Here is a 16,642-nt window from a genome sequence, read left to right as displayed (position 1 = left end):
ATATGGGAAAAGTGTGTTGGTTGTGCCTTAAATGGCATGGTTTATGCAAAAGGTTGTATCAGTCAAAAGAGGATAAAACCCTGGTGGGGTTTAAATAATTCAATCAATGTTGTTTCTGGATTTAAGGAGCAAAACCATGTTAAGCACACGTACTCACAAATTAGGATTTCCCTTTTCAGCAAATCTTCGTAACGAATTAGATGATGCGTTCAGCCAGATGTTTGGAAAGTCACTGTCTGGTCTGGAAGGGGCTTATTCACCGTTATCGGTTTGGGAAGAAGACAGCAAGTATTATATTGCGCTTGATGTACCGGGCATGAAAAAAGAAGAACTGTCTCTGGATATTCAGGATGGTCATCTGATTCTTACTGGAGAACGCAAAACCCTTGAAGAACGTGAATTCCTGCATAATGAACGACGTTATGGCAAATTCAAGCGAGTAGTGCAGTTGCCAGACTGGGCTGATCCTGCTTCGGTGAATGCGAACTTGGACTCTGGAGTTTTGACTGTCGTGCTGGATAAAAAACTGGAAATGCAACCGAAAAAAATTGAGATTCATGATGTAACTAAATCAGAATAGCAGTTGATTCGGTTTCAGATTTTGAAAAATCTTGTTGGTTGCTCTACCCTGGTCAGCTTCTCAAAGCTGGCCGGGGTTATTTATTTGTAACCAAGATCTGGAAGTAAACGTAAATCAGTTCCTTCCCCCTTTCCGTACCTGACTATTTCCTGAGCAGCATCGCTTAAATGCTAAGTCCTTCTCAGATGCTCATTATGAGGTCCCGGTAAAGATTTCATGGTTTTCCGATCAATCCTGCAAATTGACGCATGATTAATGTTCTTTAGTAATAAGGGCTTAGGTCATTGTTGGTTTATCGTGATGCCTTTTAGTGACCGGACTCCGGCACGACAATTGCGAAGTCCATGAATTATGTTTCTTAGAAATGCGCCAAAATTTCTTCAGCAGATGCTAACTGATATGAATTGTTCTCATGGTCAAATTGGATTTGAAAACTAAAAAGTCAATCCGCCTGTGAACGACAGGCATTATTCCAAGACCCGATTCAAACACTGATTTCTCAGTGAGCGCGCGCCAGCATCTGAAGATCTCCCCATGAGCCTCGACTCATTTTATTAATTCAAGGACTGAACGTGATGTTACCAGGATTTTTGATTGACATGGATGGTGTGATTTACCGTGGGACTGACCTGATTGACGGGGCAGTTGGATTTATCAACGAGTTGAAAAAACGTGATTTACCTTTCATGTTTTTAACCAACAACAGCCAGCGAACCCGCCGTGACGTTGTTACGAAATTATCCCGGATGGGGATAACTGTGGGTGAAGAGCATATTTTTACTTGTGCGATGGCGACAGCCCGTTTTCTGGCACAGAGTAAACCGAATGGGACTGCTTATGTGATTGGGGAAGGGGGACTGCTGCATGCCTTGCACAGAAATGGATATTCGATTGTAGACCATGATCCCGATTATGTGGTGGTCGGCGAAGGTCGTTCAATGAACTTTGAAATGATTGAAGCGGCTGTTCGCATGATTGAAAATGGTGCAAAGCTGATTGCGACGAATATGGATCCGAACTGTCCGACTCAGAATGGGCCGAGACCTGGCTGTGGCGCGATTGTCGCCATGCTGGAAGCAGCGACGAAAAAACAGGCCTTCAGTGTCGGTAAACCCAGTCCGGTCATGATGCGAAGTGCCCGGCAGGAGCTCGGTATTTCCTCAGCACAGACCACCATGATCGGTGACACGATGGAAACCGATATCCTGGGCGGGGTTGAGATGGGCTACCGTTCGGTACTGGTACTCTCAGGGGGGACTTTGCTGTCCGATCTGACGAATTTTGCTTATCAGCCAGATCTGGTTGTGGACAGTATTGCTGATCTGAATAATGACGAATTCTTTCAGTATGAACGGACACGATTTCATCAGGCGGAGCGATTACTGGCCTGAAATCTAACTGTCGTGGAACTTTGCTCGGTAATTACAGGGGAAATTCACTCTGATTGGTTCAGAACCCGTTCATGCGCGCATTGAGGTATTCCTGATGGTTCGCTACAATTCCTGAAATTATCACGATATTGTGATTCCGTACTATATTTACAGGATTTTGCAGGAACTTCGATGATCTGCTGTTTTTTATCCATCGAGAGAAAACAGCAGCAGGAATACTTGAATGGCACGTCTGACACAGGCCGATTTATCAGATCTGAATGAGTCGTTTGAAGAACGGACTCCCCTTGAGCTGATTCACTGGGCACAGGAAATGTTTGGCACACGGCTCGCGGCACTATCGTCGATGCAGCGTGCGGGGTGTGTAGTGGCTCACATGTTGAGTGAGCTTAGGGCTGACATTCCCATTCTGTTTGTTGATACCGGAGTGCTGTTTCAGGAAACTCTCGAAACCAGGGACCGTCTGATTCAAGAGTATGGTGTCAATATCGTCACGCTCGAACCTGCGAAAACAATGCAGGAACAAACAGAGGAACTGGGGATTCTCTATCTTTCCGTTGAAGGGCAGGAGCAGTGCTGTGATTTACGAAAGACCCAGCCATTGATTCAAGTAGCGGAGCAGTACGACGCTCTGATTGGGAGCCTGCGTCGTGCGGATGGTGGGCAGCGTGCTAATGTACCGATTCTGGCGATTGACCCCGCCATGAACTGTCTGCGTGTCAATATTCTGGCAAGTCTCTCCAAAGAAGAGTTTCAGGCTTACCTTGAGGAAAATCAAATCATTACCAACCCGTTACATCAGCAGGGATACCCTACCATTGGATGTAACCGGTGCACGACACCGGTAATGGAAAGTGAACCTGGTCGGGCGGGTCGCTGGCGACATCTAGGGCCCTGGTCTCAGTATTGTGGGATTAATCCTACTGATGTTGCCGGTAAGCACGCACCTTCGATTGAGCTGCCACAGGATCTGGTCGATCGGATTCTGGGACGTGAAACTGATTTCATGATCTGATGGAACTCACTCAGATTCTGTCGGTTCCAGGTGTAATCGGGATGTGGAACTCCCCCAGGCGGGAATGAAACCCGCAGCGCGGCTTTTCTGGAAGAACAGTTTGCGATCGGCTTTCGTGTCTGTATAACTAAGCGTGAATACCGTTGTAAAACCCTGCTTCTGGATTTGCATCATCGCGCGTTCTTTTGATTCGATCCAGTCACCGGTATGCGTGTAAGCAGATTCCCAGAGTAAACCGTCCGGGTTGTGAGGGTGTGTCTGTTGCAGATTCAGCCCCGGAACAAAGACGCCAGTGGCATCACCCACAAAGACTGACTGACCGATCAAATTCAGCCCTCGGTTTTGCATGATGAATTTTTCGGGTGCTACCGCTTTGATTTCCCGGATCAGGGAAACCATTGCTTTCACACTTTGTGCTCTACGTGGAACAGTCCAGGCTTTGTTTGAGATATATAAATCAACTGAATCAATCGTATCCAGAAACAGGCCATCGACTGGTTGTTGATAAATCTGCTGAACACGCTGAATCAGAAAATCGTGCCAGGCTGGTTGGCTGACATCCATATGCCATGACTGGAATGTCTCGTTTTTACGGAGCGTCAGGTCTGTCAACGAAGTTTGAGAGGCATGCCGTTTTAAATACTGTTGAAAATTCTGCTGTTCGATCTGTCCCAGTTCTCCCACACTGAGATACGCGATCAGTTTTGCGTTTACCAGATGTGCTTGATCAGCCAGCTTCTGAATCTGTTCCTTAGACAGGCCGCGGAGTTCTATTACTACCACCTGTCCCGGCTGGAATTGTTTCTGTAACTGATCTAATACTTGAGGATCGCTTCCATAGTACAGTTGAAAACCGCTTGGTTTAAATTTGACTTTTTCCTCACCAAACAGTGGCGATATTGTGAAGAGCATCAGGCAGAGTGCTGTTGGAATGATACGGTGAGATACGAGATTCATGGGTTCGGTTCCTGAGATGTAATTTGTATTTTCTCGGAGGCATCTGTTATTCTAAATAAGCAAACAGTTATATCGAAAGTATCCTCAGTTAAATTCTCTGGAAGAATACCATGAGTCAGAATCAGGTCCAGCACATCCATCGTACCAGATATAGAATAATCTCCCTGGTGTTCCTGGCTTCTTTGTTTGGGACGTTCGGGTTAAACGCAGCCGAAACACCCCCCAATATTATTATGATTGTCAGTGACGATCAGGGATATCACGATCTGGGGAGCTTTGGCAGTGAGGAAATCATAACTCCTCATCTGGACCGTCTGGCAAAAGAAGGAGCGAAGCTGACCAGCTTCTATGTCACCTGGCCTGCCTGCACTCCGAGTCGAGGTAGCCTGTTGACCGGCCGCTATCCTCAGCGAAACGGTATTTATGACATGATTCGCAATGAGGCACCTGACTATGGCCACAAGTACAAACCTGTAGACTATGAAGTGAGCTTCGAACGTATTGGGGGAATGGATGTCCGGGAAAAGTTATTGCCAGCATTATTAAAGCCGGCCGGTTATGTCAGCGCGATCTACGGGAAATGGGATCTGGGGATACATCAGCGGTTCTTGCCTCTCGCCCGGGGTTTTGATGATTTTTATGGGTTTACGAATACTGGTATCGATTACTTCACTCATGAGCGGTATGGCGTACCTTCGATGTATCGCAATAATCAGCCGACTGAGGAAGACAAAGGCACGTATTGCACGTACCTGTTTCAGCGGGAGGCCGTCCGGTTTATTAAAGCGAATCATCAGAAACCATTTTTTCTTTATCTGCCCTTCAACGCACCCCACGGTGCCTCCAGTCTGGATCCTCGGGTTCGTGGCGGTGCCCAGGCCCCTGAAAAATACAAAAAAATGTATCCGCATTTGAAGGATACTCTCGTTACGAAAAAGAAAACGGGACGCTATGAATTCAGGGAACGTCCAGATGGACCTGTCATTAATCAGGGAGTTTCTGCCAGCAAACGACGACTGGAGTATGTGGCTTCCATAACCTGCATGGACGATGCGATTGGCGAAGTGCTGGAACTGCTGGATAAATATCAAATCGCCGACAATACCATTGTCGTTTTCTTTTCCGATAACGGGGGGAGCGGTGGTGCTGATAATAGCCCCCTCAAAGGGAAAAAAGGAATGATGTTTGAAGGTGGGATTCGCGTACCCTGTCTGGTGCGGTACCCTGCGAAGATAAAACCAGGAACTGTGAATGATGAACTGCTGACATCTCTGGAACTGGTGCCGACGTTCCTCAATGAAGCCGGGATTGAACTGCCTGAAGACACCGTCATTGATGGCTACGATATGCTGCCTGTTCTGATGGGGAAGTCATCCTCTCCTCGCGACGAAATGTACTGGCAGCGTCGTGCGGATAAAGCCGCGCGGGTTGGGCACTGGAAATGGGTGGAGTCGGAGAAGGGGAATGGTCTGTTTGACCTGTCACAAGATATTGGCGAGAAACATGATCTCTCTCCAACCCGTCCTGAAAAATTGAAAGAAATGAAGGTCCACTTTGCGAACTGGAAAAAAGAGATGGCCGACGCAGAACCTCGGGGCCCGTTCCGTGATTTTTAAACCGCAGGGAGTTCGGATCAGGGTTTCGTGAGCAGCTTCTGTTTTTGGGAAGGTAGATCAACGATGGAATCGACTGGCAGGCTTTGCTCAATCAGTTCCAGACCACAAAGCAATGGTTCTCCCTTCTGGGCAGTCAGTTTCAGGTTCAATTCATTCTCCAGGTGGATTTTTGAAAACTCGCGTACCAGAATCTTTTGATTGGATTGAGTCTCCTGAAAAATATCAAGCTGCGTAATCAGGGGCTTTCCATCGAGTGCAATATCGAAGATCCGCTGTCCAGGGCTGGAAAACTCCGGTTCTCTGAAATAGAGCCGGACTGTGTAGTTTCCCTCTTTCAGTTGATTCAATCTGATCTCACGAACCCCTGTGATTCCGGATGCACCGACCCATGGCCAGCCACGCCCTCCTTCAATCCAGAGAGAATGTTCATAGAAAGGTTTGACTGACTTCGGAGAAACCTGCAGATCAAGCTTCGGAGAAGGGCCGCCTACACTGGGAGTATCCAGCCAGAGTGTGCCTTTGTCAGTCATGCGATCGCCGGGTGCGCCAAAGTTTAAGCCGACGCGGTGAACCTGCCGCACATCACTTTTTCCCCAGACCATCCATTGCTCGTGTGTCTCGGGCATTGAAATCATGGAGAGTCCAACTGGCAGGGGATAGCTGCAGGTGCAGCCCTGGAAATAATAGGGAACGTTCAATAAGCCATTGGCTGGTACGATGCTGTTGGTACAACCCGAGCGGGGACCGCTGATATGAATCGTCCCGCTTTCGACTCTCTTATCATAAAACGCTGCTGTTCCGGAACGCATGGTATAGACGTAGCTGTAGTCGACCCCTCCGTCGCAGCCGTAACTCTTGGGGAAAGCACGTGGTTCAGTTTTGCCTGTAAGTGGGTTGGTGCGTTCGCCAATCACGGGCGGAGCCGGACTCCAATCATTTTTCTGATAAGGGGGGCGATACTGACTGGGCTGTTTTTCCGTTTGGTCCAGCGTGGGTAATTCTGTCGTCAGCATTTCAGCTTGTGTGGCATCCAGCTTTCTTCCGGTATAGACGTCAGCAAATTGGGGGGCAAGTAATTTGTAGGGAGGACGAATCCCGGCGGGGTAGCCCTGCCAGTATTTCGAATGGGAAATCATCACCCCGTCTACAAACAGTGGTTGAGGAGCACGTTTAAAATTCCCCACACTGTCGTCATACCAGAGTACTCCGACAGGAGCTTTCACAAGTTCATCGGGGCTGGACCAGCCCCCGGTATAGTTGGATGATCCGGGGATGGCGCCTGCTTTTTCAAAGATCGAATAATCGTCTATACGTGAAATTTTAACCTGGGAGAGTGATTTAAACTCTGCCGCCAGTTTTTGATGATCCGCTTCAGAGCATTTAACGAGTAATCTGCCGCCATAAGGCCTGAGTGACGGGTAGAGCTGAGAGATCAGTTCTGAATAGGATTTCATTCCAGAATAAACGGGCTCCGCTGCGATAATCGTCTGGGCAAAGTATGCGGGGAGTTCGACTCTGTTCAGAGGATCCGAGAGAAACGCCAGTTTTGAACTGGGGTTGCCCTGAGCGTGGTATAACTGACGTAAGGATTTGATCTGTCCGTCGTGATTCTGAAGATAAATGATTTGCAGCTTTGGCTGACTCAATAATGAGTTGAGTAGCTTTACATCCGGTATGCCTGCCAGCAAGACATAACCGCCCGCTTGAAGTTGATCAGAAAAAATTGCTGGTAATTGGTGGGGTGGGGTCTGTTCTGATCCTGCAGGAGACTTTTGCAGTAAAGGGGAATCATACGTGACTGGCGTTGTCTTATCTGGGCCCAGACAATAAATGCTGCCTTCAAGCGTGACGGCAATCAAATGGTTCGAAGCGACTAGCAAAGAGCGGATTGTTCCATCTACTCCGGGAATGGCGGACTGGTATTTGATTTTTTGATCGCCAACCTGGATTTGCTGCCTGAGTCCCCGTTTGCCATCGGGGCCGTAGTTTTGACCATTTTCATGACGGGCTGAGTTCACGTCACGATCGAATTGCAGAGTGGGGGTGGCGGCTTCCGTTTCCCCTCGTCGCGCTGCTTTTCCGGCTGCAGTAAACCAGCCTCCCGGTGTGCGTCCCGGTTTAGGCAATTCAAACTCAATCAGTTTGCCCGTCTGTTTATTCAGGCGGGCCGGGAAAGCGGTACCACAGGGAACAATCAACTCGTTGTCTGAGATGACCAGGTAGCCCTGTGGAGTCACGCCACCAAAGGCTTCTGCAGCATGAGGGTGTTGACCATACAGGAATCCCAGGCGATCATTCATCCATTTAACTTTGCCGGTTGCTGTATCGAGGGCATAAACAAAAACGCCCTCGAAAGGCCAGACTCCTGCAGCAAAATAAACCGTGTCATTTTCAATGACAGGGCCTCCCCGTACAGGCCAGACAGAAATCAGTCGGCGATTTCCGAGAATCAGACGTTTGGAAGGCACTGCTCGGAATTTCCAGAGTAGCTTTCCAGTCTGCGCGTTAACTGCATAGAGACAGCCATCATCGGAGCCGAAATAAACAGAATCCTTCCAGGCAACCGGGGCAAAACGAATGGGGCCATCTGTGGTAAACTGCCAGAGCAATTTTCCTGTGTTCAGTTCAAGAGCAGTCACACTGTCATTCTGGGATGAACCATAAAACAGAATCCCATTTTTGACGATCGGTTCATATCCGGCGTCAAACTGCAGACGTTCATTCTTAAATGCCGGTTCCAGTTGTGGAAGTCGATGTATCCATTGCAGGTGCAGAGACTCGGGAAGTGTCTGTTCTGTTTGTGCCGAGCGGGCTGAATCCAGACGCCACATCGGCCAGTCGCTGGCTCTGACGGTTCCTGTTCCTCCCGTAAGAGAAATCAAAAGAATCAGCAGCGAGTATACTTTCAAAACAGAACAGTGCATTCAGCCAGTCCCTTTTCTGGATAGTGGGAAAGCAGGAGTGAAAACGCTTTCTTTCAGAGTACCAAACTATCAGGAGTGGGGGGCTGATTCAACTCTCATCCGACGGCGAGGTATCAGCTGATGAAGCCGAATGCTCCGGGCGTGACACCTGGTGACTGGCCCAGACTGCCGACAGGCAGCAGAGAACAAGTTCAAGCAACCAGAACAGTTGAGGCCATGGTGCTTGCAGAGTCGCAATTCCTGAAATACGATGTTGCAGATAGGATGAGATCGCCAGTAATTGTTGTTCTTTGTCCTGTCGGTCCTGCTTGGCAGCCTGAAACTGCTTCAGAACCTCATCATATTGTTTGCGGGATTCGGGATCGGAGGGAGGTTCGCCTTTCGCCAGCATACGATCTAGTACAAACGTTGTCTTGTCCATTTTGAATTGCTGTAATGTCGCTTCTTTATATCGCTGATGTGACAGATAGAGGACCAGCGACTGACCGAAAATTGTCAGGCAGAGAATCGAGACGATCAGCGAATGTTTGACAGGCACTCCCCGTTTAACAGCCAGGGTCGTCAGGACCCCACCGGCGATCAATCCGTAGATGACGGAAAAAACGAGTAATAGTTTCAGTCGTTCTGGCAGATGGACTGCGAGAATTGACAGAGCTGTAATCAAAATCAGTCCGATACAGAACCATTGAATGTATCCGGACCAGGAACTGGTTGGCTCAAGCCGGGATGCTGCAGGCTGCTCCGTCATATGGTCAGTTTCATTTCGCTAAGTATTTTGATCCCAGGCCACAGGCAGCCTGCACTCGATCCAGAACCTGTTTTCCTTTTTCTCTGGCCTTGCGGGCACCTTCAGCCAGAATGTCATTCAGGGTATCGGTATCTGCAGCAAGCTGTTCTCTCCGCTCTCTGGCTGGGCCGAAGTATTCGAGAGCAGCTTCATGTACGGCCTGTTTTGCTTCTCCGTAGCCCATCCCCCCCTCTCGGTATCGCTGTGCCAGCGCAGCCTGCTGTTCTTCATCAGCAAAGAGCCTGTAGAGGGCATAAACTGCACAGGTTTCCGGGTCCTTGGGGGCTTCCAGCGTAGCGGAGTCCGTTTTAATAGACATGACTTTTTTACGCTGTTTTTTCGGTTCCTCAAAGATTTCAATCACATTTTTATAACTTTTGGACATTTTTTCGCCATCAATCCCAGGTACTTTTGCGGAAGTATCAAGCACTCGCGATTCAGGTAGAATCAGAGTTTCACCAAACAGGGAATTGAATCGCTGCGCCAGGTCGCGCGTGACTTCGACATGCTGAATCTGATCCTGCCCCACAGGGACCAGATCACTGTCATACAGCAAAATATCGGCAGCCATCAATACGGGGTAGGTAAACAATCCTGCATCAGCGGCGATTCCTTTTTCTTTCTTATCTTTGTACGCATGGCATTTTTCCAGAAGACTCATCTGAGTGATTGTCATCAGGATCCATGTGAGATCGGTAATCTCAGGTACATCTGACTGTCGGAACAGGGTGGCTTTCTGGGGGTCCAGTCCCAGTGCCAGGAGATCGATGGCCGCTTCCTGTGTGTTTTGACGTAAGCGTTTGGCATCTCGGATCGTGGTCAGGGCGTGCAAGTCGGCGATGAAGTAGAAAGCCTGATCATTATCCTGAAGGTCGATATACTGTTTGATCGCACCAAAGTAATTTCCCCAGTGAAAGCGGCCCGTTGGTTGAATTCCTGATAAAACACGCATGAGACTATTTTCTATATTGTTTTTGAAACTGAGAGTACTTGGCCACGCAGCTCTGTTACCGAATCAGAAGTGTAAGGTGGGTTAACGTTCCGGATATTCCAGAGAACCCACAAGTTCACTGACTTGTGAGCATTTTTCGGAGACCAGAATCTCTTCCAGCTCATCAACCAGTTGTGCCGCGAGACCCGGATTGTAGAAGTTGGCGGTACCAATTTGAACTGCTGAAGCACCAGCAACTATGAATTCCATGACATCATCGATATTGGCTATACCACCTACCCCAATAATTGGAATGTCCACTGCACGGGCCACCTGGCAGACAACTCGTAAGGCGACCGGTTTTATCGCAGGGCCACTGAGGCCTCCAAAAATGCCTCCCAGTATCGGTTTTCGGCGGCGCCAATCGATCGCTGTTCCCTGTACGGTATTGATCAAGGAGACTGCATCTGCTCCGCCTGCTGTAGCAGCCTGGGCAATGTCAACAACGCTGGTAACGTTTGGCGTCAGCTTTGCGATGATGGGTAACTGACAGCTGTCAGTTACCTGCTTGAGCATTTTTTCGGTCAGCTCTGGTTGAGTTCCGTAGTCTACGCCTCCGCTGACATTCGGGCAGGAGATATTCAGTTCGAGAGCCGCAATCTGGTCTGAATATTGATCCAGCCGGGCAGCCATGATTGCCATTTCATCGATGCTGCGTCCGGCAATATTGACGATCAGGGCTGTTTCAAGTGAGGAAAGGTAATTCAGATGCTTTTCCAGAAAAAGATCAATACCGTCATTGTCCAGACCAATAGAATTGAGCAGGCCGGCACTGGTTTCCACTGTACGGGGGGGCGGGTTACCAATGCGTGGTTCCGTGGTAATCGTCTTGGGGATAATGCCCCCCAGGCGGGAAAAATCCAGGAAGGCAGCCATTTCTTTTGCATAACCAAAAGTCCCTGAAGCTACGAGGATGGGATTTTTGAGATGCAGGCGGTTCAGGGAAACCGCTAAGGGATCCGTTTGGGTTGGGACATTCATCAAATCAGGTCCAGGCAGCCAGTGGCTACGTGATCATTCTATTTAATTAAACTATGAAGCGTGTCAGGCCAGCTATCTGGCTCTGAGGTCTGTCCTCAAATCAAATACTGACACCTTGGGTGGGGAAATCCACTGATTCACATCTTAGCGTCCCCTGGGGATGAGAACCAGTTAAGGCGGTAAGTAAATCAGTGACCACCAAAGCAAGAAAAGCTGCCGGGAACGGGTTCCAGGCAGCTTCCAATATTTTCTATGCATCAGTCAGTTTGAATGGAGTCTATCCATTCAAACAACCTGCGATATAGTCCCTGTGCTACAAGTACTAAATGACACCACCGTGGGTACGGTAGGGGGTGGCCACATCCGGCATATCAAGGCCCCAGATTCGTTCCCAGATTTTAGGAATGTGCCGCATGCTTTCTGATTGGAATATCAATTGACGAGCACGATCATCTCGTGAAGATGAGTAGATAGGAACCACACATCCAACCTGAGTGAGGGACATTGCAATTAACATGCTGGCCAATAGGAACTTACGCATTTTTTTCTCCATGATATGGTCGTGCCATATTTGCTGGTCTTGATCCCAGGCAACGACCCCTTAATTCAAACCATTGAATGAAAGGCATCAAACCGATATCGAAGGGGTTAAAGTGCTGAATTGTAAAGAGAGGAGATTGGAGAGGCAGGATTATAAATACCGCTTTTAATTTCCTCTAGTTCGTTTTATCGACATTCAGATCAGGTGACTTTGGTAAAAAATGCGGATTATTCCAATTATTTTGGTATTCCGGTTGAAGCGGGTGATTTCCATTGGGAAATACACCGGATTCATACTGGATCCAGGTGACGATTTATCATGTCAGTTGACCAGATCGGTACGTAAAAAAAGCCGGTCTGTTTGTGTACCGCAAAACAGACCGGCTATGAGGAAGTTCATACCAGTTCTTTCAACAATAAAGTCTTTGGAGAGCAGGTCTAAGGTGTATGCTGAGATCCTGAACTATAGGAACCATTGTTGTAGGTACCCATAGATGGTGTTCCTGGTGTGGCACCTGGACTCGGAGGAGCCGGGGGTGGTGCCGAAGCTGCAGGAGGACTCACTGAAGGTTGAGAAGCGGCAGCATTTAAGCGGGCTGCTTCTTCCTCCAGATTGCGTACACGTTTTTCCATCTCCTTACCAGGCTTGAATGTAACGACGTATTTTTCTTCTACGTCCACACGATCACCTGTACGAGGATTTCTGGCTTTCCGCGCTGCTCGTTTTTTGACTTCAAAGACGCCAAAATTGCGAAGTTCAATACGCTTGTCTGTAACAAGAGTATCAACAATCGCATCGAACGTTTTTTGCACAATCTCTTTTGTTTTGAGTTGTGTCAGACCAATCTCTTCCGAAATCACTTTGACAATCTCTTTTTTCGTCACGACTGGGTTCTCCCAATTTTGAGAAGCCGTCGGACAGCTACGCCCTTCCGATGGGCACTCTAGAGCCGTCTCAACTGTAATGGGTTACACGACTTAGTGTCACAATAGATTATTTCCCACAATTGAACAGTAAGTCAAGACCGATCTTCGGTCGCAGCTTTGAAACGGTGTCTTATTAGACATGAATTCACTATTGAGAGGTAAAACTACAACAGCAGCTAAAAATGAACTCAGTCGGGAAGCTGACGGTGTTAATGATATGTAAGTCTTTATACCAAAGACTCTTAAGCTGATTGATTGTTTGTCGCACAGTGAGTTCAGGGAAAACTCGCAGACTTGTTATTGTTCCCAATTAATAACATGTATTTTTTTTCACAATCTTCAGATGAAATTGTAAAAAAAGGATCTGAAACTTCGAATCTGCGATGTTTCAGTGTTCCAAACTCTTTAAAAATACATACTTAATAAACGGCTTTTAATAGCGAGTCAGATTAAAACTCGTGTGACTGATTGTTGAAAATCAGACGTGAGTTCGATTTCAACAAGAGATATTCTGAGATCATCTTGAGAGATGAGTCTTACTTAACACGAATTTGTGACGTGTGTTATAAGTTGGTTTTTGCAGCCTGTATCTGGATCTCTTCAAAGCTGACAAAGTTTCCTTTACCTGCTCCAGGGCAGTCTGGAGAAAGTGACTCCCAGCTCTCACGGCTTTCCAGGTTTGAATTCCAGAAAGGCCAGGTTCTACATTGAGCCGGGCGTGCATCATAGACCGTACAGCATCGTTTTTCAGGATCGAAAAATGTGCAATCCCCATTGGCAAATTCAGTTAAGGAACGCCTCCCCCCGTAGAGACGCGTATGCATTAGCAGAACCTCTCCGGTAGATTTTCCTGTTACTTCTGCAATCGCCTTGATTTCCGACTCATCAACCCAGACGACTCCAGGAGCACCCGTACAACAATTTCCACACTGAGTGCAGGAAAATTGGAGTCCATCGCGATACCATGGCTCCTGTTCAGAATTTTGATCACTCATGATTCAGATCATTTCACTATAAGTTATTTAACTGAAACTAGTATGTTCATTTTGTAAGTGACTCAAGCGAGTATGTCAAATATAAACAGCCAGATCAAAGTCGGCGGAATAATTCTCTGTGGGGGCGACAGCTTGCGAATGAATTATCCGAAAGCATTGTTACCATTGGGGCAAGAGCTGATGTTGCAGCGCGTCATACGAATAGTGTCTGATGTCGTCTCTCCTGTGATTGTAGTGGCTTCCCGTGACCAGGTATTACCGGAAATTCCTGATTCAGTTCGTGTTATCTATGATGTAAATCCAGGAGCCGGACCTCTGCCAGCGATTGCACAAGGGCTCCGTGAACTGGAACTCGATTGTCAGGCAGCCTTTGTGTCAGCCTGTGATACTCCCCTGATACAAAAAAACATGATCCAGGCCATTCTCTCGAGACTGACAAATCATGATCTGGCCATGGTCAGAGAAGGGCAATGGTATCATCCTTTGGCTGCTGTATACCGGACATCGTTGGTGGAAATGATAGGGGAAATGCTGGCAGCAAACATTCAGCGTCCGATTGATCTGGCAGAGCGAGCCCACAGTGCGTTTCTGGATGTCGAAGAGCTAAGAAGTCTTGATCCCCAGTTACATGGGTTACGAAATATCAATACTCGCGAACAGTATTTTGAACTACTTCGTGAAATGGGGCTGGAAGCAACTACCCGTGTGCCCTTTGATGGGTGACTAAACAGACTATCTGATTATACAGTGCGGGCCTCAAGGGGAGAGCATGCCCCGATTGGCCTGCATTACAGCAGTCTGCCAGCGGGCGACATCTTCAGAGGTTAAATCATAATAGTTGATGGAATATCCCAGTTGGGCATCAGGTTCAAAAAACCTGAAAAACCCTAAGGCATCATGTTCCAGGTTATAGCGGCTGCCGTCCTGTCTGCGGAGTGTATACGGGCGCCCTTGAAGAATACTGGCGCTGATGGCATATTTCCCAGGGACTGGGCGGAATTCAGTGGGGAACTCATATTTGATGCCCAGTTCACCAGGGGGAATTGTGCCAAAATAAGCCAGCTTCAAGCCGTGAATCGGATGCTGATTAAGATAGTCCTGCAGCCGATACAGATCCTGTCCCCAGTCGATATTGGAATCGACCAGATGGGTGTCTCCCAGTTCTGGTCCCCCTGCCAGTTCATTAAAGTATGCCAGATGATCTGGTGCATAGCGCAGAGAGAGCGGGAGTGAAAGGATGGCAATGACAATCAGGTATGAAAGAATTTTATGTCGGACAAAATCCAGCTGATCAACCAAAGGTGCGCACAACAGAATAATGAAAGGGAAGATTGGCAGAACGTAGCGCAGGCCCAGCTGATTATTAGACAGGCTGGCTATGAATAACAATAATACAACTGGTGTCAGCAGAACAGCAAGAGTTCGTCGTGGGAATAAGTGAGGCGCTTTGAACCAGCTGTAAATTGCGATCACGATCAGGAACTGAAATCCGTGTGGTAATTTGTAAAGCATGGTATAGAGGTAGTATGACCGAAAACCATGTTCTTCCCACTGGTTGTCCAGAAAGGTGGGGTGGGATTGCTGCATGATAAAACGTTGTAGATCAAAGCCCATGAGATAATCGCGTGGGATCGGCAGCGGAATGATCTGCAGGAATTCTGGGAGTGATGTCAGCGCTTTTAACTCGGAGCTTTGGAACCGATAACCGCTCAGAGGCTGTAACGTATCACGGAACAGATAGCCGGCATTCAGGATGAACAGACTTGAGAGTATCAGCACTCCCCAGTGTAGTAGGACTGTTTTCTTCGCGGGCCGTTCCTGGATTTCTGAATTTTTATATCTCACCAGAAACCACTGCATCAGAAGCACGGGGACTAAAAGAATCGCGGTGTACTTTGTAAGTTGAGCCAGGCCAAGAACTATGCCTGTCACCAGTGCCAACTTCCCGGAGGGAAAGTGCGCAAACTTCCAGCCACAGTAGAGAGTGGCCAGAAAGAAGCCAGTGATTGCCAGATCCTGAGTTCCTAATGCGGCACTGGCCAGGATATTCGGACTCATCACCCACAGGAAAACCGCAAAACAGGCTGCCAGTGAACTAAACAACTCGCGAGTCCAGAGAGCCAGTAGCAATCCAGAGGTACACGCCAGTAACAGGACCATGCAGCGACCGAGAAAATAGTAATGCTGATAGTGTTCCGGATTCGCTTTCAGAAAGGCATCTCCATAATCAGCAGGATCAGGTGAACGGTCCGGAGATCCACTCTGGGCAGATGTCAGCAGTAATGGCAGAGCGGACCAGCTGCGAATTAACGGAGGGTTGAGCCGATCATAGTCGAAACGACCTGATTCCAGGGTCAGAAATCCGACTGGTAAATGCCAGTACTCATCGTGTGTAACACTCAGTTGTCTGGCTGAATATAGTCCCAGGCAGAATTGGATCAATAAGAGAAAACCAACGGCAGACCAGAAGACTGGGGGGCGTTGTATTACTTTCTGTAGTGAAGCCATAACTGTCCGAAGGCTGAGTTAAGAAGGATATCTGAAACATCTGGAAGTTCGATGATATCCTGCCCTGATTCGATACGGAAGTGATTTCACGACACTAGTGGTGGTCGATTGTAAGTTTTTAAATCGATAACAGAATAAGGTGGGGTACAGGAAGGTGGCTCACCCTCCAGCCAATTTAAGACGGGCGTCATCACTCTGGCTGGAGGGAAGCCTCAGTTTACATTGAGCGTCAAAAGAAGATTTTTATCAACTCGTCAATTCGACAGGCAATCTGTTGTATTGCAATGACTGTGCCAGTACTGAGAAATCTCTCGATTCGCAAAGTATGCAGTTTTCCGGCGAAGAAATGGCTTCAATGGAATTGACAGGCGATTCAGTTCAGGGGTAGGGTTGAATTAAGTGACAGGCCTGTCTGTTTTATCAACAGGAG

The 16,642-nt window shown here is 47.9% G+C and carries 13 protein-coding genes; 5 read left to right on the top strand and 8 right to left on the bottom strand.

The window, feature by feature from the left end; translation table 11 throughout:
- The first annotated feature begins 106 nt into the window (after positions 1–106).
- The 3 genes from ACN0YH_RS07775 to ACN0YH_RS07765 all read left to right on the top strand — a co-directional run bounded on the left by ACN0YH_RS07775 (position 107) and on the right by ACN0YH_RS07765 (position 2,986).
- Positions 107–580, top strand: coding sequence for an Hsp20/alpha crystallin family protein (locus ACN0YH_RS07775; protein ID WP_417379003.1), 474 nt, complete (start codon positions 107–109; stop codon positions 578–580).
- A gap of 575 nt (positions 581–1,155) precedes the next feature.
- Positions 1,156–1,971, top strand: a complete 816-nt coding sequence (locus ACN0YH_RS07770) for an HAD-IIA family hydrolase (protein WP_417379002.1) — start codon at positions 1,156–1,158, stop codon at positions 1,969–1,971.
- A 223-nt stretch (positions 1,972–2,194) separates the two neighbouring features.
- Entirely contained in the window at positions 2,195–2,986 is a 792-nt protein-coding gene (locus ACN0YH_RS07765; RefSeq protein WP_417379001.1) for a phosphoadenylyl-sulfate reductase, read from the top strand.
- 6 nt (positions 2,987–2,992) lie between these two features.
- Here the strand turns inward: ACN0YH_RS07765 and ACN0YH_RS07760 are convergent, their stop codons facing one another.
- Entirely contained in the window at positions 2,993–3,943 is a 951-nt protein-coding gene (locus ACN0YH_RS07760; protein ID WP_417379000.1) for an endo alpha-1,4 polygalactosaminidase, read from the bottom strand.
- Between the two features lie 110 nt (positions 3,944–4,053).
- Between ACN0YH_RS07760 and ACN0YH_RS07755 the strand changes: the two genes are divergently transcribed.
- Positions 4,054–5,559: a sulfatase-like hydrolase/transferase gene (locus ACN0YH_RS07755; RefSeq protein WP_417378999.1), complete on the top strand. Its 1,506-nt coding sequence runs from the start codon at positions 4,054–4,056 to the stop codon at positions 5,557–5,559.
- Positions 5,560–5,576: 17 nt separating this feature from the next.
- Here ACN0YH_RS07755 and ACN0YH_RS07750 read toward each other — a convergent pair whose 3' ends face one another.
- From ACN0YH_RS07750 to ACN0YH_RS07725, 6 genes are all read right to left on the bottom strand, one after another.
- Positions 5,577–8,483: a PQQ-binding-like beta-propeller repeat protein gene (locus tag ACN0YH_RS07750; RefSeq protein ID WP_417378998.1), complete on the bottom strand. Its 2,907-nt coding sequence runs from the start codon at positions 8,481–8,483 to the stop codon at positions 5,577–5,579.
- Between the two features lie 88 nt (positions 8,484–8,571).
- Positions 8,572–9,231, bottom strand: a complete 660-nt coding sequence (locus ACN0YH_RS07745; protein WP_417378997.1) for a hypothetical protein — start codon at positions 9,229–9,231, stop codon at positions 8,572–8,574.
- A gap of 10 nt (positions 9,232–9,241) precedes the next feature.
- Complete coding sequence (trpS, locus tag ACN0YH_RS07740) at positions 9,242–10,222, bottom strand: tryptophan--tRNA ligase (RefSeq protein ID WP_417378996.1); 981 nt, start codon at positions 10,220–10,222, stop codon at positions 9,242–9,244.
- An 81-nt stretch (positions 10,223–10,303) separates the two neighbouring features.
- Positions 10,304–11,242, bottom strand: coding sequence for a dihydroorotate dehydrogenase (locus ACN0YH_RS07735; RefSeq protein ID WP_417378995.1), 939 nt, complete (start codon positions 11,240–11,242; stop codon positions 10,304–10,306).
- Between the two features lie 978 nt (positions 11,243–12,220).
- A complete protein-coding gene (locus ACN0YH_RS07730) occupies positions 12,221–12,667 on the bottom strand; it encodes an HU family DNA-binding protein (protein ID WP_417378994.1) in 447 nt (148 codons plus the stop codon).
- Between the two features lie 605 nt (positions 12,668–13,272).
- Positions 13,273–13,704 carry a YkgJ family cysteine cluster protein gene (locus tag ACN0YH_RS07725; RefSeq protein WP_417378993.1) on the bottom strand — a complete coding sequence of 144 codons (432 nt, stop codon included), beginning with the start codon at positions 13,702–13,704 and terminating at the stop codon, positions 13,273–13,275.
- A 72-nt stretch (positions 13,705–13,776) separates the two neighbouring features.
- Here ACN0YH_RS07725 and ACN0YH_RS07720 point away from each other — a divergent pair, with 72 nt between their 5' ends.
- Positions 13,777–14,427, top strand: coding sequence for a molybdenum cofactor guanylyltransferase (locus ACN0YH_RS07720; protein WP_417378992.1), 651 nt, complete (start codon positions 13,777–13,779; stop codon positions 14,425–14,427).
- A gap of 33 nt (positions 14,428–14,460) precedes the next feature.
- Here the strand turns inward: ACN0YH_RS07720 and ACN0YH_RS07715 are convergent, their stop codons facing one another.
- Positions 14,461–16,212 carry an ArnT family glycosyltransferase gene (locus ACN0YH_RS07715; protein ID WP_417378991.1) on the bottom strand — a complete coding sequence of 584 codons (1,752 nt, stop codon included), beginning with the start codon at positions 16,210–16,212 and terminating at the stop codon, positions 14,461–14,463.
- Positions 16,213–16,642 lie beyond the last annotated feature (430 nt).

The sequence above is a fragment of the Gimesia sp. genome, from assembly GCF_048262075.1.
In the GTDB taxonomy this organism is placed as follows: Bacteria; Planctomycetota; Planctomycetia; order Planctomycetales; family Planctomycetaceae; genus Gimesia.
The sequence above is the reverse complement of the archived record's forward strand: the minus strand, read 5'-3'. Positions and strand labels throughout refer to the sequence as shown.